The sequence below is a fragment of the Sulfurospirillum arsenophilum NBRC 109478 genome (assembly GCF_000813345.1).
Lineage (GTDB): Bacteria > Campylobacterota > Campylobacteria > Campylobacterales > Sulfurospirillaceae > Sulfurospirillum > Sulfurospirillum arsenophilum.
Genome location: NZ_BBQF01000001.1, coordinates 613780 through 636191, shown reverse-complemented (window position 1 = coordinate 636191; position 22412 = coordinate 613780). Strand labels below are relative to the sequence as shown.

General features: G+C 38.9%; 25 protein-coding genes. 15 read left to right on the top strand and 10 right to left on the bottom strand.

The window, feature by feature from the left end:
* Nucleotides 1-52: 52 nt before the first annotated feature.
* Genes SAR02S_RS03250 through SAR02S_RS03235 form a run of 4 tightly spaced genes read right to left on the bottom strand, consistent with a single transcriptional unit; the run spans nt 53 to nt 2611 of the window.
* A complete protein-coding gene (locus SAR02S_RS03250) occupies nt 53-676 on the bottom strand; it encodes a type III pantothenate kinase (protein WP_041956824.1) in 624 nt (207 codons plus the stop codon).
* Nucleotides 663-1013 (bottom strand): hypothetical protein, encoded by a 351-nt coding sequence (locus SAR02S_RS03245; RefSeq protein WP_232293975.1) that lies wholly within the window; start codon nt 1011-1013, stop codon nt 663-665. Before SAR02S_RS03245 ends, SAR02S_RS03250 begins: the two co-directional genes overlap by 14 nt.
* Before the next feature lie 3 nt (nt 1014-1016).
* Nucleotides 1017-2030 (bottom strand): PQQ-binding-like beta-propeller repeat protein, encoded by a 1014-nt coding sequence (locus SAR02S_RS03240; protein ID WP_041956820.1) that lies wholly within the window; start codon nt 2028-2030, stop codon nt 1017-1019.
* On the bottom strand, nt 2030-2611 hold the full coding sequence (locus tag SAR02S_RS03235; protein WP_041956818.1) for a hypothetical protein: 582 nt from the start codon (nt 2609-2611) through the stop codon (nt 2030-2032). The genes SAR02S_RS03240 and SAR02S_RS03235 overlap by 1 nt, the downstream gene beginning before the upstream one ends.
* Before the next feature lie 152 nt (nt 2612-2763).
* Here SAR02S_RS03235 and gatC point away from each other — a divergent pair, with 152 nt between their 5' ends.
* The 12 genes from gatC (at nt 2764) to SAR02S_RS03175 (ending at nt 14179) form a co-directional block, all read left to right on the top strand.
* On the top strand, nt 2764-3054 hold the full coding sequence (gene gatC / locus SAR02S_RS03230) for an Asp-tRNA(Asn)/Glu-tRNA(Gln) amidotransferase subunit GatC (RefSeq protein ID WP_041956815.1): 291 nt from the start codon (nt 2764-2766) through the stop codon (nt 3052-3054).
* 24 nt (nt 3055-3078) lie between these two features.
* A complete protein-coding gene (locus SAR02S_RS03225; protein WP_041956813.1) occupies nt 3079-4146 on the top strand; it encodes a type IV pilus twitching motility protein PilT in 1068 nt (355 codons plus the stop codon).
* An 87-nt stretch (nt 4147-4233) separates the two neighbouring features.
* Nucleotides 4234-5181, top strand: a complete 948-nt coding sequence (locus SAR02S_RS03220; protein ID WP_041957284.1) for a GGDEF domain-containing protein — start codon at nt 4234-4236, stop codon at nt 5179-5181.
* Complete coding sequence (locus SAR02S_RS03215) at nt 5181-5714, top strand: CvpA family protein (RefSeq protein ID WP_041956811.1); 534 nt, start codon at nt 5181-5183, stop codon at nt 5712-5714. The genes SAR02S_RS03220 and SAR02S_RS03215 overlap by 1 nt, the downstream gene beginning before the upstream one ends.
* An 11-nt stretch (nt 5715-5725) precedes the next feature.
* On the top strand, nt 5726-6187 hold the full coding sequence (locus SAR02S_RS03210; protein WP_041956809.1) for a Fur family transcriptional regulator: 462 nt from the start codon (nt 5726-5728) through the stop codon (nt 6185-6187).
* A 25-nt stretch (nt 6188-6212) separates the two neighbouring features.
* Nucleotides 6213-7730 carry a lysine--tRNA ligase gene (lysS, locus tag SAR02S_RS03205; RefSeq protein ID WP_198133076.1) on the top strand — a complete coding sequence of 506 codons (1518 nt, stop codon included), beginning with the start codon at nt 6213-6215 and terminating at the stop codon, nt 7728-7730.
* A gap of 2 nt (nt 7731-7732) precedes the next feature.
* The gene (locus tag SAR02S_RS03200) at nt 7733-8980 is read left to right on the top strand and encodes a serine hydroxymethyltransferase (protein WP_041956805.1); all 1248 of its coding nucleotides are present in this window, start codon (nt 7733-7735) and stop codon (nt 8978-8980) included.
* A gap of 8 nt (nt 8981-8988) precedes the next feature.
* Complete coding sequence (locus SAR02S_RS03195) at nt 8989-9531, top strand: DUF1882 domain-containing protein (protein WP_041956804.1); 543 nt, start codon at nt 8989-8991, stop codon at nt 9529-9531.
* A gap of 26 nt (nt 9532-9557) precedes the next feature.
* A complete protein-coding gene (locus SAR02S_RS03190) occupies nt 9558-10304 on the top strand; it encodes an SPOR domain-containing protein (RefSeq protein WP_041956802.1) in 747 nt (248 codons plus the stop codon).
* A gap of 1 nt (nt 10305) precedes the next feature.
* The gene (locus tag SAR02S_RS03185; protein WP_041956800.1) at nt 10306-11718 is read left to right on the top strand and encodes an anthranilate synthase component I family protein; all 1413 of its coding nucleotides are present in this window, start codon (nt 10306-10308) and stop codon (nt 11716-11718) included.
* Nucleotides 11719-11726: 8 nt separating this feature from the next.
* Nucleotides 11727-12518 (top strand): shikimate dehydrogenase, encoded by a 792-nt coding sequence (locus SAR02S_RS03180; RefSeq protein ID WP_041956798.1) that lies wholly within the window; start codon nt 11727-11729, stop codon nt 12516-12518.
* 20 nt (nt 12519-12538) lie between these two features.
* Nucleotides 12539-14179 carry a fatty acid--CoA ligase gene (locus SAR02S_RS03175; protein WP_041956796.1) on the top strand — a complete coding sequence of 547 codons (1641 nt, stop codon included), beginning with the start codon at nt 12539-12541 and terminating at the stop codon, nt 14177-14179.
* Between the two features lie 42 nt (nt 14180-14221).
* Here SAR02S_RS03175 and SAR02S_RS03170 read toward each other — a convergent pair whose 3' ends face one another.
* The gene (locus tag SAR02S_RS03170; RefSeq protein WP_041956794.1) at nt 14222-14473 is read right to left on the bottom strand and encodes a TFIIB-type zinc ribbon-containing protein; all 252 of its coding nucleotides are present in this window, start codon (nt 14471-14473) and stop codon (nt 14222-14224) included.
* Nucleotides 14474-14784: 311 nt separating this feature from the next.
* On the opposite strand from SAR02S_RS03170, the gene SAR02S_RS03165 reads away from it, so the two are divergent.
* On the top strand, nt 14785-16980 hold the full coding sequence (locus SAR02S_RS03165; RefSeq protein ID WP_052433508.1) for a PAS domain S-box protein: 2196 nt from the start codon (nt 14785-14787) through the stop codon (nt 16978-16980).
* A gap of 2 nt (nt 16981-16982) precedes the next feature.
* Here the strand turns inward: SAR02S_RS03165 and recR are convergent, their stop codons facing one another.
* The 4 genes from recR to SAR02S_RS03145 all read right to left on the bottom strand — a co-directional run bounded on the left by recR (nt 16983) and on the right by SAR02S_RS03145 (nt 20067).
* The gene (recR, locus tag SAR02S_RS03160; protein ID WP_041956792.1) at nt 16983-17552 is read right to left on the bottom strand and encodes a recombination mediator RecR; all 570 of its coding nucleotides are present in this window, start codon (nt 17550-17552) and stop codon (nt 16983-16985) included.
* Nucleotides 17549-18796, bottom strand: coding sequence for an ArsS family sensor histidine kinase (locus tag SAR02S_RS03155; protein WP_084218439.1), 1248 nt, complete (start codon nt 18794-18796; stop codon nt 17549-17551). The genes recR and SAR02S_RS03155 overlap by 4 nt, the downstream gene beginning before the upstream one ends.
* Nucleotides 18793-19464, bottom strand: a complete 672-nt coding sequence (locus SAR02S_RS03150; protein ID WP_041956790.1) for a response regulator transcription factor — start codon at nt 19462-19464, stop codon at nt 18793-18795. Before SAR02S_RS03150 ends, SAR02S_RS03155 begins: the two co-directional genes overlap by 4 nt.
* A gap of 99 nt (nt 19465-19563) precedes the next feature.
* Nucleotides 19564-20067: a Spy/CpxP family protein refolding chaperone gene (locus SAR02S_RS03145; RefSeq protein WP_041956788.1), complete on the bottom strand. Its 504-nt coding sequence runs from the start codon at nt 20065-20067 to the stop codon at nt 19564-19566.
* Nucleotides 20068-20218: 151 nt separating this feature from the next.
* Between SAR02S_RS03145 and dnaJ the strand changes: the two genes are divergently transcribed.
* Nucleotides 20219-21352 carry a molecular chaperone DnaJ gene (gene dnaJ / locus SAR02S_RS03140; RefSeq protein WP_198133066.1) on the top strand — a complete coding sequence of 378 codons (1134 nt, stop codon included), beginning with the start codon at nt 20219-20221 and terminating at the stop codon, nt 21350-21352.
* 3 nt (nt 21353-21355) lie between these two features.
* On the top strand, nt 21356-21970 hold the full coding sequence (locus SAR02S_RS03135) for a M48 family metallopeptidase (RefSeq protein ID WP_084218438.1): 615 nt from the start codon (nt 21356-21358) through the stop codon (nt 21968-21970).
* Here the strand turns inward: SAR02S_RS03135 and SAR02S_RS03130 are convergent.
* Entirely contained in the window at nt 21949-22290 is a 342-nt protein-coding gene (locus SAR02S_RS03130; RefSeq protein WP_156961430.1) for a helix-turn-helix domain-containing protein, read from the bottom strand. The genes SAR02S_RS03135 and SAR02S_RS03130 overlap by 22 nt on opposite strands.
* Nucleotides 22291-22412: the final 122 nt, after the last annotated feature.

Below are 22412 nucleotides of genomic sequence, written 5' to 3'. Positions count from 1 at the left end.
CGCTTAGCTGCTGTGGCGCTAAAGCTTGCCTCTGATGAGGCAGAAATTTCTACTATTCTAACTGTGCTTCTTTAATCGTTTTAAGCATTCCTCTAAAAATAAGCGTTCGATCAAAAATCGCATTACTAAAAAATTTAGAGAAAAATTTTCCATCTCCACCCAAAAAGAAGATCCGTTTATCTTTACATGTAACTTCCAAAAGCATTACAATCGACTTAACCACACCATACGAAATAGCATCGCTTGTTTTTTGAGGTAAGGCATCGAGTGCAACGCTAGGATTAATTTGTAGGTTTAATCGTGGTGAAATCGAAGCATAACACTTCTCATAAGCAATCAAACCAGGCAAAATAAACCCTCCTAGATGCATACCACCAGACATAATATCAATGGTAATGGCACTCCCTGCATCAACGATCATACCATCTTCAATGGTACAACATGCAGCAATACGATCAATGCCCATCCCTTGATAAATGGTGTCAAATTCAAAATAAGGCTCTAAATCAATAAAATTATGTCTGTTTTGAAGTGTGCTCTTAATAGTATCATTCACGCAAATATAATAGACTTTTTCTTTCGTAGAAAACTCTTTAAACTGCTTGTGCGAAAGAGTCCATACTTTACCATCTTGGTAAAAATCAGCATTGGAATTCCCTATATCACATAAGATCATCGTAAACCTTCCAACCATTTTCTTGAAGAAGTAGTGCAGCTTTAGAGCATAAAGGTGCGCTTAAAAGCAGATGTTTATGCTTGTAATTATGTTTTACATGTAACTCTAATGTCTTGCAAAGTTCAAAAATCTCATCCACGTGTTTACGTAAAAATCGACTCTTTTGCTCGATACGAAAAATAAGATGATAAAAGGATTTTCGATCAACCCCGCTAAAAATAGCGAGCTTTTTGCGAGTATGGAGCACTTTGGGATCCACCACGTCCAGAGATGTAAAAACGACCTGTTTGCGACAAATGCGCTCTAACATCTCTTTCATGATGACAACACAACCCAATTCCTATTGTTTACGATTGAGCTTGAAGAAGTGATTTTTATAGTAAAGTGTATCACCTGTTGTAAAGACGTGACTCTCAATTTCATCAGGGAGTTTATAGACATTGGTTGAAACGAGATCTAAATCGGTCGCGATCACATAACCACCTTTTTCAATCATATAAACAAAATCACCGTAAATGGTTCCAGCAAAGGTTGCAAAAGGAAATTTACGTTCTTTCAGTGTTTTAAGATCTGCATTTGCAAGAATCACACGACCATCTTTCGTAAAGACAAAAATACGATTTTCAAGAACGATAACATCTTTAACTTCTGTCTCTAAGAAATTGATAGATTTTGGACTGATAGAAACAACTTTACTTTTTGTTGCAGCCACCAAACGATCGCCTAAAACTTGAAGGAAGATGATGTTGCCAAAAAATTTCTCATTACTAACGACAACGTCACGAATTGGCTGTTTACTTTGTTCATCGACAATTACCAATTTACCATCCAATGTTGGGAAAACAATTAAATCACCTAAAAAATAAGGAGCAGCAATACGAGAATCTAAAACATAAACATTATCTTGTTTAAGATGCATCAACTCTTTACCATCATTATTAATGTCAATCAAAACAAGTTCATTTGAACCTAGAACAAGTGCAAGGAGATTTCCTTTAAGTGCTGCAGAAGCGACAGAAACACTACACTCTTTGCTAAAAAGCACTTTTTTATTCGCATCTACAATTTGTAAAGCACCGCATTTTGAAGCAGCAACGTATCTGCCTTTATCTTCCGTAAGGTAAACAAACTTTTCTGGCAAGACAACATTAGAAAGCCCTTTTTTAGTAATGACTTGTCCATTTGACAGTGTTGCACCATCTCTTACTGCGTCAACAATGGTTCCAGGAAGAGAACCATCATAACTTAATTTACCCGAAACGGATTCTGGTTCAAAGTATTGACGTTTTGTGCCACAGCCGCTTACAACCAATAATAAAGTTAAAAGTGAAAAAACAATTTTTGTGTATCTCATTATTTCAAACCTTGATAGTGTTCTAGATTTTTTGCAATCTGTTTAAGTGGAGAACTCGCTTCAATCTGAGCAAATTTCAACCTCGCCTCTTCTACTTTCTTCTCTTTGAGCAATTCATATCCTTCTTGCAGAAGTACCATACCGGAGAGAAGTTCTCCTTTTGGTGTTGCATTAGCATCAAGTTGTGAAAGTTGATACGTTGCCAAATCTGCTAAAATAGGATTTTCTTTCGAAAGTGACACACTTTTGAGTGCTTCAACATCACCCTTTGCCAGCGCTGTTTCAAAGATAAACATCTGGTACAACTTTGGATTTTTCGCTTTGAGAGTTTCAAGCGCAGACGTATTGTTCGCATCTTTAAGAAGTGCTTGATAGGCAGCATTTGAAGTTTTCAAACGCGCTCCAGCCATAACATCATTGATAGCATATCCACCAGCACCAAAAGCGAGAAGCACCAATGCTGCGATGATATATTTTTTATTACGCTTAAAGAAACGCTCACTTTTGATCATTCCCTCAAGGAACTGCTCTTCGGTGCTAATCTCTTCTTTGACCGCATTAATATTCTCTTTGAGTCCCAAACACTATCCTTAATAAGCGATTTTAAAAAAACGTAACAAAGTTTATCACAAGAAATATAAAAAGGGACTAATAGAAGTCTAATACCATTTCAGTATCCACCCAAAGAGAATTTGCTATAATTATTTTTTAAAAAGATTTAAGGATTTAAACAGTGAAAATTGATAATGAACTACTCCAAAAATTAGAGAAACTTTCTTCTTTAAAAATTAGTGATGAGAAAAGAGAAGGTGTCATTAACCAGCTGAGTGAAATTGTCTCTTTTGTTGAAAACCTTAATGAACTTAATCTTGATGGCGAAGAGGCGACCTGTTCCACACTCAGTGGTGGTACACCCTTTCGTGAAGATATTCCTAGTGTGAATAACGAAATTATTAAAACTATATTAAAGCATGCGCCACAAAGTGAAAGTGGCTTTTTTGTCGTTCCTAAAATCATCGAATAAGCCCCACATTAAAGAGAGAAAATTATGAGTTCACTCAACATTAAAGCATTGTTAAAAAATGTGGTCGCCTATAAAGCGTCCGATCTACACTTAGTAGGTCGGAGTGAACCTCAAATTAGAATCGACGGTAAACTCGTTCCTCTTGATATGGAAAAACTAAGTGGCAATGTCATTGAAGAGCTCTGCTATACCCTCATTTCGGATAAACAAAAAAAGAAACTTGAAGAGGAAAAAGAGCTCGACTTTGCCATTATGTTCCCCGATATTGGTCGTTTTCGTGCTAACTACTACTACACGATCAATAGCGAACTCGCGGCTGCTTTTAGGATTATCCCTATTAATATTCCCTCTTTGGATGATCTTAATACGCCTATTGTCTTCAAAGAACTTATCAATCGCGAAAAAGGGCTTATTTTAGTCACTGGTCCCACAGGAAGTGGTAAATCAACAACACTTGCAGCACTTTTAAATGAAATCAATCTTTTTGAACATCGCCATATCATCACCATTGAAGATCCAGTGGAATTTATTCATACCAATAAAAAATGTCTCTTTTCCCATCGAAATGTGGGTGAAGATACTAAAAGTTTCTCCAGAGCACTCAAGTTTTCACTGAGACAAGATCCCGATATTATTTTAGTTGGCGAGATGCGCGATCAAGAGACGATTAGCACAGCGATTACGGCTGCTGAAACGGGTCACTTGGTTTTAGGAACACTTCATACCAATTCTGCCGTTCAAACCATTAACAGAATTGTCGATAGCTTTGAAGGTGCCGAACAAGTACAAGTGCGTAATATGTTGGCAACGTCATTGCATGCTGTCATTTCGCAAAGTTTACTTCCCAAAATTGGTGGAGGCAGGGTTGCCATTCATGAAATTATGATTAATAATGCTGCGATTGCAAACTTGATTCGGGAAAACAAGATTCATCAACTCTACTCTCAAATGCAACTCAATCAGCAAAAAACAGGCATGATCACCCAAACACAAGCCATGATGAAAAACTTAAAAGCCAATCTCATTACCAAAGAAGATGCCATTCGATACTCAACTCAACCGCAAGAGCTCCTGAACAATCTGGGAATTTAAAAGAAGTTTTACTAATATTACAGCTTATTCAAGCTATACTAAAGCACAAAAAACTCTAAAATAATGGGTAAAAAGGCACCTATGGTCATGAACAATGGTAATCATATCGCAGAAATGGTTTTTCAAATTGCAGAAGAAACCTTTGCAAAACTTAAAGATTTAAACATTCCTCCTTATCCAAAATATTATCATGATACCTTTGTTGAAACCATGCAAAAAAGCGGTGACGCTGAGATGATTGATATTTCAAAAAAGCACAGTTATCTTTTTTCCAATGCCTCACAAGAAGAGATGGTCAGCGAAACATGCTTTGGTTTGATGAAAAAAGGGTTAGAAGCATTTGTTAAAACCAATGATAACCTCAAATTTATCTCCGATGAAACAGCAATCAATATTGACAATATCAAAAAAGATTATGAAAGCGTTGACACAAAACAAGTTCTGCAAGCCTTCGATAGTTTTCAAGGTAAAATCTTGCATGAACTGCAAGCTGCCGATGAAACGATTGTAAAGCTTAAACTCGAAGTTGAACGATTGGAGCGCGAATCCAATATCGATCCTTTAACCAAAGCACACAACCGAAGAGTTTTGGTCAAAGACCTCGAAGAGGTGCTGAGTTTTGGTAAAGACAAAGACATGGATATGCATCTTGTCATGTTTGATGCCGATGATTTTAAACAAATCAACGACTCTTTTGGTCACATCGCAGGCGATAAAACGCTTATCTTTTTATCGAAACTTATTCAAAACTCACTTCGTAGAGGAACACGCATCTACCGATATGGTGGCGAAGAGTTCGTGGTTATTTTAAATCGCACTTCATTCGATGAGGCGACTAAAATTGTAGCACGTATTATCAAAGAGACAAGCGATAGTAAATTACTTTACAAAAACCATGACATTCATTTAACGCTCAGTGCTGGCATTTGTACGCATAAACACTCGATGAGTGCTGAAGATCTTTTAGACAAAGCGGACAAAGCGTTGTATGAAGCAAAGCGAAGTGGTAAAAATTGTTTTAGGAGCGCACAGTAATGGCGAATGTTTCCATGTTTGATATTATCTCTTTAGCCTTAGTTCTTATTTTAGGTATTAAAGGCATTATTAACGGCTTTGTCAAAGAAGTATTTGGACTTTTAGGCATCATCGGTGGTATCTACTTTGCTTCACGCTACGCCTCAGAAGCGGGTAAAATGATTAGCGGTCATTTTTTTGCATTTAGTAACCAAGCATCACTTTATCTTTTTGGTTTTATTGCGGTTTTAATTGTTGTTTGGATTACATGTATCTTTTTGGGCTATCTGATTGCACAAGCATTAAGTCTAAGTGGTCTAAGTATGATCGATAAACTTGCTGGTTTTGTTGTTGGTAGCATGAAAATATTTTTGGTTTTTGCCGTGCTGGCAGTCACACTGAGCAACATTGCATTTATCAAATCAAAAATCGAACCTTATGTTGCGAATAGCATGATGTTCCCACTCTTTTTGGAAACGGGCAACTACATTGTTAAGCTTGATGCAAACGCTATGTTTGAAAGCCTTCAGCCTAAAGATAAAACAAACCCTTAAAAGAGGTCAGAATGAGTACATTTGAAAATCTTGAATACAACTCTTTACTCACAAACTTTAAAGAGTTGTTGAAAAACAATAGCCTAAAATTTACAAAGCAACGTGAAGTTGTTTTAAAAACACTGTACGAAAAAAATGATCATTTTACACCCGAAGATCTTTATATTTTTCTGAAAAGTACTTACCCTGAACTTAACATTGGCATCGCTACGGTGTATCGTACACTCAACCTTTTGGAAGAGTCACATATGGTCACTTCTATCTCGTTTGGCGTTGCAGGTAAAAAATTTGAACTTGCCAACAAACCTCACCATGACCATATGATCTGTAAAAGTTGCGGTCTCATCATCGAATTTCAAAATGATAAAATCGAACAACTACAACTTGAAATCGCACAAGCGAATCGTTTTAAAATTACCAGCCATTTGATGCAATTACGTGGTCTTTGCGAAGAATGTGCTAAAGAGAAGTAAACATTAGAAAAGAGGAAAAGATTTGATATTTCAAGACCAATACCAACAACAACGTATCGAGAAGGGAAAAGCGCTCCAAGCTCTTGGTCGCAACCCTTACAGACATAATGTTATCAAAGACACCAGCACCAAAGAGTTTTTAGAGTGTTATGAGTATGTGATTGAGAGTGAACTCAAACGCGATGAGCACAAGACCAATACCGTTGTAGGACGTATCAAATTTTTACGCCATATGGGTAAAGCAGCCTTCGCCAAAGTTGAAGATGAACAAGGTGTATTACAAATCTATTTTAGCCGTGAGTCGATTGGTGAAGAGTGGTTTGATGAAGCCAAAAAGCTGGTTGAAGTCGGTGATATCATCAGTGTAACAGGGTTTCCTTTCGTCACTAAAACGGGTGAGCTTTCTTTACATGTAAAAAAATTGGATGTTGCAACCAAATCGATTGTGCCACTTCCTGAGAAGTTTCATGGCCTTCAAGATAAAGAGCTTAGATACCGCAAACGCTACCTTGATATGATTATGAACGCAGATGTTCGCAAAACATTTAAGATCAGAAGCAAAATCGTTAGCGAAATTCGCCACTTCTTTGAAGAGAGAGACTTCTTAGAAGTTGAAACACCGATGATGCATCCCATTGCAGGTGGTGCAAATGCCAAGCCATTTGTCACGCATCACAATGCCTTAGGTGTGGATCGTTACCTTAGAATTGCACCTGAACTTTACCTCAAGCGCCTTGTTGTAGGTGGTTTTGAAGCCGTTTTTGAAATCAATCGTAACTTTAGAAACGAAGGTATGGATCAAACTCATAACCCTGAATTTACGATGATTGAATTTTACTGGGCGTACCATAACTACCATGATTTAATGCGTTTAACCGAAGAGATGTTTGACGTGTTGCTTAAAAAACTTAAACTTCCTCGTAAGCTTCCTTATGGCGAAATAGAGATTGATTTTTCAAAACCATTTCGTAAAATTGCCTTTAGAGCAGCACTCAGTGAAATTGGCGACGTTCCAGATGAGATTTTAGATGATTGCGCTCAAATTATCAAGTATATTACAAACAAAGGTTTTAGCGTTGAAGCCAACCTTGGTCTTGGTAAACTCTACGAAGAACTTTTTGATCTTTTTGTGGAAGAAAAACTGATTAATCCAACGTTTATTATTGATTACCCAATTGAAATTAGCCCACTCGCTCGTAGAAGTGAAGCCAATCCAAACATTGCAGAGCGTTTTGAACTCTTCATTGCTGGGCGAGAGATCGCCAATGGATTTAATGAACTTAATGATCCTTTGGATCAATATGAGAGATTTGCAAAACAGTTGCAGGCTAAAAATGCAGGTGATGATGAAGCCCATGAAATGGACGAAGACTATGTTCAAGCATTAGGGTATGGTTTACCACCAACCGCAGGACAAGGTTTAGGAATTGATCGTTTGACGATGCTTTTAACCAATGAGCTATCGATCAAAGATGTCATTCTTTTCCCAGCAATGAAGCCGCTGAATGACAATGATGAACAAACACAAAAAGATGAGGAATAAAAATGAGTATTTTAAAAAACGTTGACCCTGTTGTTTACGACATAATTGAAAAAGAGTTACACCGCCAATGTGACCATCTTGAGATGATCGCCAGTGAAAACTTCACATACCCTGCTGTTATGGAAGCAATGGGCAGTGTTTTCACCAACAAATACGCTGAGGGTTATCCTGCAAAACGCTACTACGGTGGTTGTGAATTTGCAGATGCTGTTGAACAACTTGCGATTGACAGAGTGTGTAAACTTTTCGGTTGTACGTATGCCAATGTTCAACCAAACTCAGGTAGCCAAGCCAATCAAGGTGTTTACCAAGCGCTTCTTAACCCATTTGACAAAATTTTAGGTATGGATCTAAGCCATGGTGGTCACTTAACACACGGTGCCAAAGTGAGCAGTTCAGGTAAAACCTATTCAAGTTTCTTCTATGGTGTTGAACTTGATGGTCGCATTAATTATGACAAAGTAAGAGAGATTGCGCATATCGTTAAACCTAAAATGATTGTGTGTGGTGCAAGTGCGTACCCACGCGAGATTGATTTTGCTAAATTTAGAGAGATCGCAGATGAAGTCGGTGCATACCTTTTTGCAGACATCGCACACATCGCCGGTCTTGTGGCTGCAGGTGAGCATCCAAGTCCATTCCCACACTGCCACGTTGTCACATCAACAACGCATAAAACACTTCGAGGACCTCGTGGTGGTATCATCCTTACCAACGATGAAGAGATTGCTAAAAAAGTTAATAGCGCTATCTTCCCTGGTATTCAAGGTGGACCATTGGTTCATGTTATTGCAGCCAAAGCGGTTGGTTTTGCTGAAAACTTGAAACCAGAGTGGACAACTTACGCAAAACAAGTACGTGCCAATGCGAAAGTTTTAGCAGACGTTCTGATTAAAAGAGGTTATGACATCGTGAGTGGTGGTACGGACAACCATCTCGTCCTTGTCTCTTTCCTGAACAAAGAATTTAGCGGTAAAGAGGCTGACCTAGCCCTTGGCCATGCGGGTATTACAGTTAATAAAAACACCGTTCCAGGTGAGACCAGAAGTCCATTTGTCACCAGTGGTGTGCGCATCGGTTCACCTGCCTTAACAGCGCGTGGTATGAAAGAGAAAGAGTTTGAAATCATCGCAAACAAAATTGCAGATGTTCTTGATAATATTAACGACGAAGCTTTACATGTAAAAATTAAAGCAGAGATGAAAGCATTGGCAAGCAACTTTATTATCTATGACAGACCAACCTACTAAGGGAAATTATGTACAATATTGACGTCTCTCTCATCAAAATGATTACCGACCACTATTGGATCAAACGTGACAATATTGTCCAAAAGATCGATTTTGGAGGGAGAGTCTTTTTTGATAAATATGAGCGTATTGATCAGCCTTTGAGCAACAGTATCATCAAAGATCATCTTGATGGGAAAATCACCGTTGCTCATTCGCTTATTAACCGCTTTGATAAAGTTGAAAACATTGTTTTTGACTATAATGGAAGAAATACCGAGCGATTTTGGCATAGGGCACAACTTTTGCTTAGAGAAGAGGGATTCATCAATTTTACTGCTTATAAAAGTAAAACGGAAGGTCACCTACATCTGTATGTTCATAAAGGTCATACTACCTTACAAGAGGGGTATCAGATCGCTAAAATGCTCTCAGCTAAGCTTTCTCAGAAGCTTCCACGTGAATGGAGAATGTTTCCAACACAGGAACTTCCAAAAGAGTTTAACATTTTGGCATTGCCTTATGACTTGTACCAAAAAGAGCGAGGCGCTTCTTGGTCGAAGCATATGTAGTTACAACATCATTCTAAGGAGAACCGATGGAAAATAGAAATGAACTCAGCGATATTGTGTTAGAAAAAGGGGATGGTAAAACCCTTAAAATGAAGCGTATCCTTATTTTAGTTGCTTTTTTGATTCTTGTCTTTTTAGTCGCACTCGCAAGCATGAAAGTAGCAAACAAAGGCGAAAAAGATACTTCTAAGTTAATTTTACCGCCAGAACCGACGCAAGAGACACAAATTCCTAAAGATGACCAACTCTTTAAACAAGTGCCGATTATTGAAGAGAACCCTAAAAAAGAGAGTTTTGAAGATATGATCAAAACCCTTAAAGAAAAAGAAGCACAAAAACAAGAAGATGCTAAAGGTGCTGATTCAAAAGCGAAAGAGACAACAGCTCCCGTGACAGCACCTATTAAAGAAGCTGCGCCGGCTAAAGTGAAAGAGACCGCTCCTGCCAAAGTAAAAGAAGAACCTAAAACACAACCGTTACTTCGTAGTACCGAAGTGTCGACTCCAAGTGCAAGCTCTTCTTCCGGAAGTGGCAACGTAACGCCTGGCATTTATGTTCAAGTAGGTGCTGTCGCAACTGCTCCTGATGCTAAACAGTTGAGTGACATCAAATCTAAAGGATTTGATTGTAAACAATACTCTACTGTGGTCAATGGCAATAAAGTAGTCAAACTGCTTATTGGACCTTATGCAACTTCAGCAGAAGCAGAGAATGCGCTTAGCCTTATCCGTTCGAGTGTCAATAAAAATGCATTTATTTATAGGGTGAAGTAAGGTGCTAACCTCTCGTAAAATTCTTTTCGATCAGCTCACCCCCATTACGATTTTTGCAAAATTGCAGAGCTACTTTGACGGTGAGCTCTGCTTTTTGTTTGAAAGTGCCATCAACAACAATGATGGCAACTTTAGCTTTCTCTTTATTGGTGCACGCGAGCGCGTCATTCACCAAAACAATGCAAGTGTCCATATCGATGAAACAGGCGTTTCACATGACTTGGGTACAAATCCTTTTACCTACCTCAAAAAACGCTATGCAGAGCTTGATAAATCACTCTATCAAAACCATGCAAAAGAGCTAGGTGTTGGCTTTGTGGACGGATTTATTGGTTACATCGGTTATGATGCGGTGAAGATTTTTGAGCCACGCTTGAGCGCCCATATGGATCCACTCAAAGATGAAATTAACATCCCCGACATTGATCTGATGCGACCAAAACTGGTGTGTACGTTTTCGCATAAGTCCAATACACTTATCTTAACAACCTTTGTGCCAAGCATCGCAGAGCAAATGGATAAAATTGAGGCAACACTCAAAGAGCCACATGTTCATATTCCTATTCAAACGGCTCATGTCGATAAAACTAAAGGAAACTTTGCTTTTTCGAAAGAACACTTTTTTGAAATGGTGAGTAAGTCTAAAGAGATGATTCGCAGTGGTGATGTTTTTCAGATTTTGATGTCAAATCGTTTCACCCAATACACGAAAATTGATCGCCTCAGTTTTTACCGCATTTTACGCCAAAAAAACCCATCACCTTATATGTTTTATCTCTCGTATCCGCAGTTTGCCATCATCGGCAGTTCTCCTGAAGTGATGGTAGGTCTTAAAGATGGGCATATCTTGCTTCGTCCAATCGCAGGAACACGCAAACGCGGTTCAACCTATGAGAAAGACCAAGCGTACGAAAAAGAGATGTTGTCTGATGAAAAAGAGCGAGCTGAACATTTGATGCTCATCGATCTTGGACGTAATGACCTTGGACGTGTCGCCAAAGTAGGCAGTGTGAAAGTTAAAGAGATGATGCGTGTTGAACGTTATTCGCACGTCATGCACATGGTCAGCGACATAGAAGCAACACTCGATGTCAAGCATGATATGTTCGATCTTTTTGCAGCGACTTTTACTGCTGGAACCATGACAGGAACCCCAAAGATACGCGCGATGGAGCTTATCAGTGATTTTGAAGGCTTAAAGCGTAGCTTTTACAGTGGTGCTGCGGGTTATTTTGGATTTGATGGGAATATGGACAGTTGTATTATGATTCGTACCGCGTACTTGGATGATGAAAAGATTATTTTCCAAGCAGGTGCTGGCATTGTTGCGGATAGCCAACCCGAACTTGAATACCTCGAAGTAACCAATAAATTAGGAGCCATGACCAGCTCTTTAGATGATCTGAAAGAGTAGCCTTTAGTATGTTACTCTTTAGTATCTTTGGCTACCCTGTTGCACACTCCATTTCCCCTCGTCTCCACAATACCGTACTGCAAGCACTCAAACTTGATGGCTGCTACATTCGAAAAGCCATCACAGAGCCTGAAAAACTTCTTTCTACTTTTCATGCGATGAGACTCGCAGGTGCCAATGTTACCGTACCTCATAAAGAGACGGCATTTGCTCAGTGTGATGAAGTACGTGGCATTGCTAAAGAGATTGGTGCGGTGAATACTTTAGTGCGAGAAGGGTCTCGTGTCATTGGCTACAACACCGATGCTGAGGGATTTTTTGAAGCCATTAAAAGTTTTGGATACATTCGAAATGCCCTTGTTTTAGGAGCAGGTGGAACGGCTAAGGCGATTGCTGTGATCTTAAAAGAGCACGACATCGAAACAACGATTTTAAATCGATCCGCCTCCAGATTGGCATTTTTTGAGTCTAAAGGCTTTACATGTAAAACATGGGAAACTTTCACGCCAGTACCTTACGACCTCATCATCAATACCACCTCCGCTGGATTAAAGGATGAAGAGTACCCGTGTGATAAAGCACTTTTAAAAACTATTTTTAAAGAGTCAAAATACGCTTTTGATGTCATTTATAACAAACCAACCCCTTTTTTAGAACTGGCGCGAAGCTGTCATCTTACATGTAAAGATGGTAAAGAGATGCTTTTGTACCAAGGTGTACTTGCCTTCAATCTTTTCTTCTCCAAATATTACGACTTTAAAACCATCGAATCTTTGATGCGTCCTGCCTTTGAACTCTAAATCTTCCTAAAGGAGAGATAGTGCAACTTGAAAAAACACTAAACAACCCTTACGCGCATGACTATCAGCTACTGATTAAAAACATCCTAAACGCCCCCATCTCTTTTGATCCAAACCAAGAAATTGTCTATCGTAGCGAGAAGCGTTTTACCTATGCTACGTTTAAGAAGCGCGTTCACAGACTTGCCAATATGCTAAGCTCCATGGGCGTAAAAGAAGGCGATACAGTAGCGGTGATGGATTATGACTCGCATCGCTACTTGGAGTGCTATTTTGCCATTCCTATGATTGGCGCTGTTCTTCATACGATCAACATAAGACTTGCTCCTGAGCAGATTCTCTACACCATTGACCATGCCGAAGATGATATCATCTTAGCGCATACCGATTTTTTACCCGTACTGGAACAGATCAAAGGAAGGCTTGATGTGGAGAGCTTTATCGTTTTGTCTGATGATGAAAAAATTCCGCCAACCTCTTTACATGTAAAAGGTGAATACGAAGAGCTTCTTGCAAAACAGAGTGACTTTTTTGACTTTCCTGATTTTAGTGAAAATACGCGTGCAACGACTTTTTACACCACGGGAACAACAGGTCTTCCCAAAGGTGTTTACTTTACCCATCGACAACTCGTTCTTCATACGCTTGGTGCGCTCTCCACACTCGGAAGTGCTCCAAAGCAAGGATGTTTCCACCAAGGCGATGTCTATATGCCCATCACGCCTATGTTTCATGTCCATGCGTGGGGATTGCCTTATGTGGCAACCATGTTAGGTGTCAAACAAGTTTACCCAGGGCGTTATATGCCAGACCTTCTTTTAGAGCTCATTGATAAAGAAAACGTCACCTTCTCACACTGTGTTCCAACCATCATGCATATGCTCTTTAACTCTCCTAAAATCAATGAAGTCAATCTGAAAAGATGGAAAGTGATGATCGGAGGAGCATCGCTTCCGAAAGCCATGTGCAAAGAGGCTCTCTCAAGAGGCATCGATATGTTCACAGGATATGGAATGAGCGAAACCTGCCCGATTTTAAGTGTGGCACAACTCACTCCTGAGATGTTAGAACTAGACGATGATGCACAGAGCACTATACGCATTAAAACCGGTCGCCCAATGGGATTAGTAGAAATGCTCGTCGTAGATGAGCAAATGCAAGCTCTTCCAAGAGATGGTATCAGTACGGGGGAAATTGTCGTGCGCTCTCCGTGGCTAACCCAAGGCTATTTTAAAGACCAGAAAAATTCTGAACTACTCTGGCATGGTGGATACCTCCATACGGGGGATATGGCCAATGTAGATGAAAAAGGCTACATCAAAATTACCGATCGTGTCAAAGACATCATTAAAGTAGGTGGTGAATGGGTCTCTTCACTCGAACTTGAAGACATCATCAACCAACATCCGTATGTCAATGAAGTTGCAGTTATTGGTGTAGAGGATGACCGATGGGGTGAGCGACCGCTTGCACTTGTGGTCATTGATCCGCAAAAGGTGATAACCGATAAAGAGCTACTGCTTCATGCCAAAGAGTTTATTAAAAAAGGAATTATGGCAAGAGAAGGAATGCTGCTCAAAATAAAATTTGTTGAAAGTATTGATAAAACCAGTGTTGGTAAAGTTGATAAAAAAGAACTTCGTAAAAAATATGCTCTCTAACATTTTGAAAGGACGTTTACATGTAAACGTCCTTTCTATTCTCTAAAAATCAAAAAGCTCACCTAGAAAACTCTCTTTTTTCTTGTAATGACCTTGTTGCTGATGTGATTTTTCAGCTTTTCCATAGTACTGTTGCGTTGGATTTGGCGCAACGGGAGCACTTGAGCGCTCAATGATTTTATCAAGCTCACCACGATCTAACCAAACACCTCGACACTGCGGGCAGTAATCTATCTCGATTCCCGATCTTTCACTCATTAACAGATCAACTGTTCCACATACAGGGCATTTCATCGTATAACTCCTCAATTGTAGTATTACTAAAGATTATAGCTTGCAAGTATAAATGAATTTTAAATTTACATAGATTCCTTGGATAATTTTAGAATAATAGAAGTCAAATACAAAGCGTTTTTGACTCTTTTAGATCGAATGGTAACCGAAGTAAACAAGGGATAAATGCCCTTCTTTTAAGCATCAGAGAAATACTTATTTTTAGCCTATTTATAATATTTTAAAAATTTGAAAAAACGTTTTTATAATTGTCAATTTTATGTTAAACTAATACTATTATAGATGTGACATTTCCCCAGCAGAGAGTTTTTATGAACCTAATTTCAACGCTATTTCATACATTATTTTCATCAGACGATAGTGCCTACAATGCGCTGTACCGTTTTTTTGACAAAAGTAGTTCCATCATGTTGCTGCTTGATCCTGAAAATGGAAAAATTCTCAATGCCAATGAAGCTGCCGCACACTACTATGGGTACACCTTAGAGCAACTCACCCACATGTCTATTTCAACGATTAACACACTTCCCGCTGAACTGGTGAGAGAAGAACGCCAACGTGCCCTTAAAGAAGAGCGTAATTACTTTAACTTTAAACATCAGCTTGCCAATGGTGAAGTGCGCGATGTTGAAGTTTTTTCAACGCCTATCAATCTTAAAGAGAAGAGAGTTCTTTTCTCCATTATTCATGATATTACCGATCGTAAAAATGCAGAACGCGAACTCTTAGAGGTCAATGAAAATCTTGCCAAACAAGAGATTCTTTTTAAACAAATTCTTGATACGTCCAGTGTTGCTATCTTTTTAGTCAATATGGAAGGTCATATTACGCATGCAAATCAACGTATGGCTGAGATGTTTTTGTACCCACTGGAAGAGCTTATCAACAAAGAATATGTAGAGCTCATCCACACTTCAGAAAGAGAGATTGGACGCCAAAAAATGCTATCGCTTTTGGGCAGTAAAATTTCTTCGGTGGATTTGGAGCGTGTCTATTGCAGAACCGATGGTAGTAGCTTTTGGGGACAATTAACGGGGAAACGATTTTACGATGCCAAAGGCGAAGAGATAGGACTTGTCGGTGTTATTGCAGACATTGATGAACGTAAATACATTCAACAATGTGAACAGCACCATAAACAAATTTTACAGATGATTGCAAATACTTCACCCCTTTCGACCATTTTACATGTAATGACAGGAGACATCGAGTCAATTCATCACCATCGCATTGGATGCAGCATGCTGTTGTTTGATGAAACCAACCATAAACTCATACTGGGAGCTACTTCAAATGAGCTTCAACTTCTTAGCACCACACTCATCGATGCTTCCGAAGGTGATAAACACTTTTTAGCACATCTTCTTCACCTACCAGCTCAGCCTGTACTGTTTAGTACGCTTGATGAAGAGTCATGGTGGCATGAAAAAACACAAGATCTCCATTTAAAAGATAGGCAACATTGCTTTGCAAACCCTATTGTCTCCGCTTTTGGGAAACCTTTGGGGCTTTTGATGATCTGCTCTTTGCAAGAGCAACCGCTTACACCAAGAGAGATCAAGCTCGTCGAAGATGAAGTACAGTTTATTGCCCTTGCAATTGAAAAGAGTAAAAGCGACGCTAAACTACAACTCGCAGCCAATGTCTTTACGCACGCCAAAGAGGGAATTATTATCACAGATCCTTATGGCACCATCATAGAAGCCAATGAGGCTTTTGTACGTAACTCTGGGTATTCTCTGGATGAGATCATTGGGCACGATCCACGCATTATGAAATCCGGTAGGCAAGAGACGGTATTTTATGCACAAATGTGGGAGAGTATTCTTACCCTTGGCCATTGGCAAGGTGAGATTTGGAACCGTCGCAAAGATGGCAGTATTTACGCTGAGATGCTGACTATCAGTGCAGTCAAAGACAGCGAAGGTGAAATTCAAAATTTTGTAGCGCTTTTTACAGACATTACCATTATCAAAGAGCATGAAAAAGAGCTCGAACACCTTGCCCATCATGATGTCCTTACCTCACTTCCAAATCGCATGTTGCTTTGGGATAGGTTGAGCCAAGCCATCGCTGAGGCACAACGTTACAACACTTATTTAGCTGTTTTGTACATTGATCTGGATGGATTTAAAGAGATCAATGACACCTATGGGCACAGCATTGGCGATGAATTGCTTATTGCCGTTTCTAAACGGATTGCTTCGTTATTACGTAAAAATGAGACTGTCGCACGTTTAGGTGGTGATGAGTTTGTAGCTCTTTTGACCGATCTTAAAAATCCGCAAGAATGTGAACTTATTTTAAAAAGAATAATAGAAGCGATGAGTGAAGTGATTGTCATTCATGGGATTGATCTTTACATCTCCGCCAGTATTGGCATCAGTTTTTACCCCGATGACTCCCTCAATGCCGAAGAGCTCATCTTATATGCCGATAAAGCGATGTACAGCGCCAAAGAATTAGGTAAAAATTGTTACTTTTTTTTCAATCAGACTAAAAAATAGTTTTAAATCTTCGTACGCGATTCGAGGGCTTTGGATAAAGAGAGCATATCAACATTTTCAAGATGAACACCTGTCGGCACACCTTGTGCGATCTTGGTAAAATGAAGTGTATGGTTTTTGAGCTTATCTTCAATAAATAAAATAAGAGCATCACTGGCTAAAGAAGGAGTAAGCGCAAAGATCATCTCTTTGACACCCTCTTGTACGATGGTTTCTAACTGGCTCAACGTTTCCTCTTCCAAATCACCCAGAACAAAATAACGCCCATCAAAGAGTTTATGCTCTTCAAGCACAAAAATGTCCTTTGCACTCTCAACGATACAGAGTTTTTGGACATCACGTCTTTCATCCAGACAAATATCGCAAATTTCATGCTCACTTAAAGCCCCACAACGTTCACACTTTCGAATACTTTTAATCGCACTCTCAATAGCATTGGCAAGTTTCATAGCAGAAAACGTGTCGTTTAACACAAGATGGTACGCAAACCGAACAGCTGACTTTCGACCAACAGTAGGAAGTTTCTCAAATGCCTCAACCAGTTTATTAAACTTCTCTAATCCTCGCATCATACGGCACACCCTTTGGAAAAATCGATACTAAATTGATGGAATCCTTCTTCATAACTATACACGACTTCTAAGCCATGTTGAGCGATGATGTTTTTAACAATATAAAGTCCCAGCCCAAGACCACTACCGCACGCTTTTGACCCTGAGACGAAAGGCTGAAAATACTCATCGATAGACATTTTAAGAGGATCGCCTGCGTTGGCAATAATCACTGTTTGATCTTTACTTTTTACAAAAACATTATGATTCAGGCTATGCTTCATCGCATTGTCCATGAGATTTTTGATGGCCAATGCCATAAGTTCAAAATCAACGCTCACTTTAAAATCAAAATCACCTTCGATATGTACTTGTTCTTCACATTTTTTCTCATCCAGCATCAGAAGATCAACCGCTTGATCGATTACATGTAAAAGTGAATACTCATGAAGCGTAAGTTCATAACGCTTGGAAGTAATCTGCTCAATCTTTGAAAACTCGGAGATCAGCATATCCAGTCTTCCAAAAACACTAATGAGACGTTTTTTGGCGATTGCATCCTCTAACATCTCTGCGACAATTCGCCCTTTGCCAATAGGTGTTTTAAGCTCATGCATAATGGTACGCAAAAAGAGTTGACGGGCATTGACCAAATCGCTTATTTTTTTAACAGCACGGTCAAACTCATTTGCCACTTCGCCAATTTCATCGTTGGATTCACTTTTACACTCAATGCTTAAATCCCCACAGGCAAACTTTCGTATCTGCGAGCTTAGCGTCTTTAAGGGAGCAATACTTTTAAAAATAGAGACATACATGTAGAGTAAAATAAACAGAGCAATGACAAAAACAACCCATAAACTCTCGTTAAAATTTTTATAGTCTTGACTCTCTAAAAGCACACTGGATTCAAAATTATCGATAAAAAGATAGTAACGATCATTGTAAACGATGGATGAGAAACGGCTGATGGGTGAGAGTTTTTGAAAGATGACAACCCCATTTGCAAGGACTGAATCACGTAGATGTTTACTTGCAACTTTTTTGAGTCCAAAATTATTAAAGTACTCTTCAATATCTCCCGGTTGTACGTTATTACGGTACATGACTAAAAGATAATTGACCGATTGGAGTTGGCGTTGTTTCATATTTTCTAAGTTTTTATCACTTTGATGCTCCAGTAAAAGAGCAAAAAACATCGCCAATAAAAAAAGCGAAAGAAAAAAGATCGCGCTGATCTTGTTTAGAATCGAGTTTTTAATCATCCGACTAACTTATACCCAATCCCTCGAACAGAGTGGATGTATTCGGGGTTTTTGGAGTCATCATTAATTTTAGAACGTAGCCTTCCAATAATGACATCTAAACTTTTAGAGCCTTTATCTTTCAGCGATTTGCAGTTATAAACGAGTTGCTCACGAGAGATGGAAAAACCATTTTGTTTAATCATGTAAGAGAGTATCTCATACTCCGCAGGCGTAAGCCCTAGCACTTCATTTTTAAAAGAGATTTCATGGCGTTTTTCGTCTACTGAAAAGACACTCGAACCTTGTTGTTCTTCAAGAGATGAGCTTTTTTTATAACGACGAATCAAGCTTTGAATGCGTGCGTACATTTCCTTAGGATCGTACGGTTTTGGCAAGTAATCATCTGCGCCGATTTGAAGACCAATCACTTTGTCGCTAATGTCACTGCGAGCCGAGGAGATGATGATAGGAATATCATACTTTGCCACGACCTCTTTGCACACTTCAAGACCATCCATGCCAGGCAATGTCAAATCTAAAATCAAAAGATCGTATTTTTTAACACCTGCACTCAGTCCCAAATAAGGGTCTTCAAAATTGGTAATTTTGATATTGTATTTCGCGAGATATTCACTTAAGATTTCAGCAAATTCAGCATCATCTTCTATCATCAAAACGTTAATCATTCCATGACCTTATAGGTTTTTCATAATTATACTGAATTTGAGTTGTTTTTAAAAAAAGAAGACCTCCAAAGAGGTCTTTAGGGGTAAAATTTGAACTTTTTATTTACTTGTAGGTGTTGCAGTAGCGGGTTTATTCATTGGTTTTTGAGCCATAAGCGTTTTCAGCTCAGCACGTTGCTCTTTGGTTAAAAGATTAAACACTTTTTCCATATGATCTGCTTGAAGTGCTAACATCTTCTCATGCATTTCATTGTGCATTTTAATAAATTCTTTTTTGTTGAAGCTCTCACCCGTCATCAAATCTTGCATTTTTGTCATCATCTTTGGATCTTGCATTTTTGTCATTTCTAACTTCATTTCACTTTGCAAAACAGCCAATTTATGACGTTGATCATCTGTAAGGTTGAGTTGTTGAAGCATAGGCATACCCATCATGCCACCTTTGTTACCGTGCATCATCATACCTTGACCACCCATTCCTCCACCTTGCATCATTCCCATACCATCGGGTTGCATACCTTGACAGGTACCTCCACCAAATGCGAAGGCGCTTGTCGTTCCAAGCGCAACTAAAGTTGCTAGCGTTAAGATTGTCTTTTTCATTGTGTACTCCTTAAAAGTTTTATGATGAAATACTACTCCTCTGCTCTTAACGACCTTTTAACGGTTTGTTAACGTACCTTAACAACCAAATTTTAAACTAGATTTTGATAAAATCTTGATCTTCAAAATCTTACATGTAAAGAGAATAATCGTGGATCTAGAATATTATGAAATATTAGAAATTACCAGAAGTGCAGACGCTACTGAGATTAAAAAAGCATACCGTAAATTAGCACTACAGTACCATCCTGATCGCAACCAAGGCGACAAAGAGGCTGAAGAAAAATTCAAAGCAATTAATGAAGCGTATCAAGTCTTAAGTGATGAGCAAAAACGCTCTACATACGATCGTTATGGTAAATCTGGGCTTGATTCTCAAGGCTTTAGTCACTTCTCCGACATGCGTTATGAAGACATTATGGGCGATCTTGGCTCTATTTTCGAGTCAGTCTTTGGTGGAGGCTTTAGCAGTGGTGGTTTTGGCGGAGGCGGCTCAAAACAAAATAGAAAATATAATCTAGACTTAGAAGCCGAAGTAACCTTAGCCTTTAACGAAGCCATTTTTGGCACCAAAAAAGAGGTTAGCTACTCCTATAAAAAACCTTGCGATATCTGCGATGGAACAGGCAGTAAAGACAAATCAAAAGCAACATGTAAAGAGTGTAAAGGCAAAGGTCAGGTGTTCTATCGCCAAGGCTTTATGACTTTCTCACAAACGTGCCCTGAGTGTAACGGTAAAGGTAGTGTTGTCACCAATCCGTGCCCAATCTGTAAAGCCAAAGGCTTTAGCCAAGTTGATGACAAAGTAACCATCGATATTCCAGAAGGCATCGACAACAACAACCGCATTCGTGTTGCAGGTCGTGGAAACATTGATGAAAGAGGCGCTAAAGGCGATCTTTATATCTTAGTACACGTCAAAGAAGATGAGCACTTTGTACGCCATAATGATGACATCTACATTGAAGTACCGGTATTTTTTACGCAAGTTGCGCTTGGTGAAACCATTAAAATTCCAACCATTCGTGGTGAAACTGAACTTGAACTCCCACTGGGTGCAAAAGATAAACAGCAATTTATCTTCAAAAAAGAGGGTGTCAAAAACGTTCATACCCATCAACTAGGTGGAATGATCGCTCAAATTTCGATTCGTTACCCTAAAAAAATCACCAAAGAACAAAAAGAGTTACTTGAAAAACTCCAAGCAGAATTTGGCATAGAGACAAAACACAAAGATGAGAAATACGAAGGCGTCTTTGACAAAATAAAAAGCTGGTTTAATTAAACCATGTCATCTTTTATAGAGTATCAAGGCGAAACGCTTTGTTACTCTATCATTATGAACCGCCGCCTGAAACATCTCTACATTAAGATCGACCCTATCAAAGGGGTCATTGTTAAAACTCCCTCTTATCCCAAAGAGTATATCCACTCTTTAGTCCTACAAAAAGCTGAATGGATTTTCACTAAAATGAGAGCTGCCAAAGCACGTACAACCCTGCCTTCTCTCTTTGAAGAAGAGGGAAAAGTGCTTTATTTGGGTGAACCTATTTTATTACATGTAAAACAATCACCTGAAGCTTTTTACAAAGAAAAAACCATACCTTTAGTGACACGACTTGTTGAAGAGTGGAGTTTTTTAATGGGTGTGAAACCTACAAAAATTAGCTTTCGCAAGGCAAAAAAACGTTGGGGAAGTTGTTCGCATACCAATGAGCTAAGCTTTAACCTTAGCCTCGCACAACTGCCTTTAGAGTGCATCACCTACATCGTCATCCATGAACTCTCACACATCGACCATAAGCACCACCAAAAAGCCTTTTGGCAATGCGTGGCCGAACATATGCCTGAGTATAAAATATGCGAGAAAATTCTTAAAAATTATTCGCCAACACTTTCTTGAAAAAAATCTTCAATGTGACACTCTAACACATGAGCAATCTTCAAAAGATGCTCTAGATTAAAGTGTTGCCCCTTATGGTAAATCTCAGCTTGCGAGATAAGTCCAACCGATTTGTACCCCAATGTTTGAGAAAGAACCAACTGCGAATACCCTTTGCGTTCACGTAGTTTTTTTACATTTTTTCCAATAGTCTGATGAAACTTCTCAATAAAATCATCGTCTAAACTTTCAACCGTTTTCAAAATAATATTCCCTAATGTCAATTTATGTTCAGCTAAACCTGCTGATTGATCTATTCTTGCTAGTTGCTTGAATTTCATACTACTAATTGTAGTACTTCCGCGTCACAGAATGCGTCACAGAAGAAAAAAATTCTTATTTTAGCACTCTTTTAAATACAACTAGTAATAACTGTTTGTATTTAATTAATCAATATGCTTTA

What these genes read in the sequence shown, in the direction of transcription:
- SAR02S_RS03250 (WP_041956824.1), bottom strand. Translation starts at nt 676, where the DNA reads ATGATCTTATGTGATATAGGGAATTCCAATGCTGATTTTTACCAAGAT.
- SAR02S_RS03240 (WP_041956820.1), bottom strand. Translation starts at nt 2,030, where the DNA reads ATGAGATACACAAAAATTGTTTTTTCACTTTTAACTTTATTATTGGTT.
- SAR02S_RS03225 (WP_041956813.1), top strand. Translation starts at nt 3,079, where the DNA reads ATGAGTTCACTCAACATTAAAGCATTGTTAAAAAATGTGGTCGCCTAT.
- SAR02S_RS03220 (WP_041957284.1), top strand. Translation starts at nt 4,234, where the DNA reads ATGAACAATGGTAATCATATCGCAGAAATGGTTTTTCAAATTGCAGAA.
- SAR02S_RS03215 (WP_041956811.1), top strand. Translation starts at nt 5,181, where the DNA reads ATGGCGAATGTTTCCATGTTTGATATTATCTCTTTAGCCTTAGTTCTT.
- SAR02S_RS03210 (WP_041956809.1), top strand. Translation starts at nt 5,726, where the DNA reads ATGAGTACATTTGAAAATCTTGAATACAACTCTTTACTCACAAACTTT.
- SAR02S_RS03200 (WP_041956805.1), top strand. Translation starts at nt 7,733, where the DNA reads ATGAGTATTTTAAAAAACGTTGACCCTGTTGTTTACGACATAATTGAA.
- SAR02S_RS03195 (WP_041956804.1), top strand. Translation starts at nt 8,989, where the DNA reads ATGTACAATATTGACGTCTCTCTCATCAAAATGATTACCGACCACTAT.
- SAR02S_RS03190 (WP_041956802.1), top strand. Translation starts at nt 9,558, where the DNA reads ATGGAAAATAGAAATGAACTCAGCGATATTGTGTTAGAAAAAGGGGAT.
- SAR02S_RS03180 (WP_041956798.1), top strand. Translation starts at nt 11,727, where the DNA reads ATGTTACTCTTTAGTATCTTTGGCTACCCTGTTGCACACTCCATTTCC.
- SAR02S_RS03170 (WP_041956794.1), bottom strand. Translation starts at nt 14,473, where the DNA reads ATGAAATGCCCTGTATGTGGAACAGTTGATCTGTTAATGAGTGAAAGA.
- SAR02S_RS03165 (WP_052433508.1), top strand. Translation starts at nt 14,785, where the DNA reads ATGAACCTAATTTCAACGCTATTTCATACATTATTTTCATCAGACGAT.
- recR (WP_041956792.1), bottom strand. Translation starts at nt 17,552, where the DNA reads ATGATGCGAGGATTAGAGAAGTTTAATAAACTGGTTGAGGCATTTGAG.
- SAR02S_RS03155 (WP_084218439.1), bottom strand. Translation starts at nt 18,796, where the DNA reads ATGATTAAAAACTCGATTCTAAACAAGATCAGCGCGATCTTTTTTCTT.
- SAR02S_RS03150 (WP_041956790.1), bottom strand. Translation starts at nt 19,464, where the DNA reads ATGATTAACGTTTTGATGATAGAAGATGATGCTGAATTTGCTGAAATC.
- SAR02S_RS03145 (WP_041956788.1), bottom strand. Translation starts at nt 20,067, where the DNA reads ATGAAAAAGACAATCTTAACGCTAGCAACTTTAGTTGCGCTTGGAACG.
- SAR02S_RS03135 (WP_084218438.1), top strand. Translation starts at nt 21,356, where the DNA reads ATGTCATCTTTTATAGAGTATCAAGGCGAAACGCTTTGTTACTCTATC.
- SAR02S_RS03130 (WP_156961430.1), bottom strand. Translation starts at nt 22,290, where the DNA reads ATGAAATTCAAGCAACTAGCAAGAATAGATCAATCAGCAGGTTTAGCT.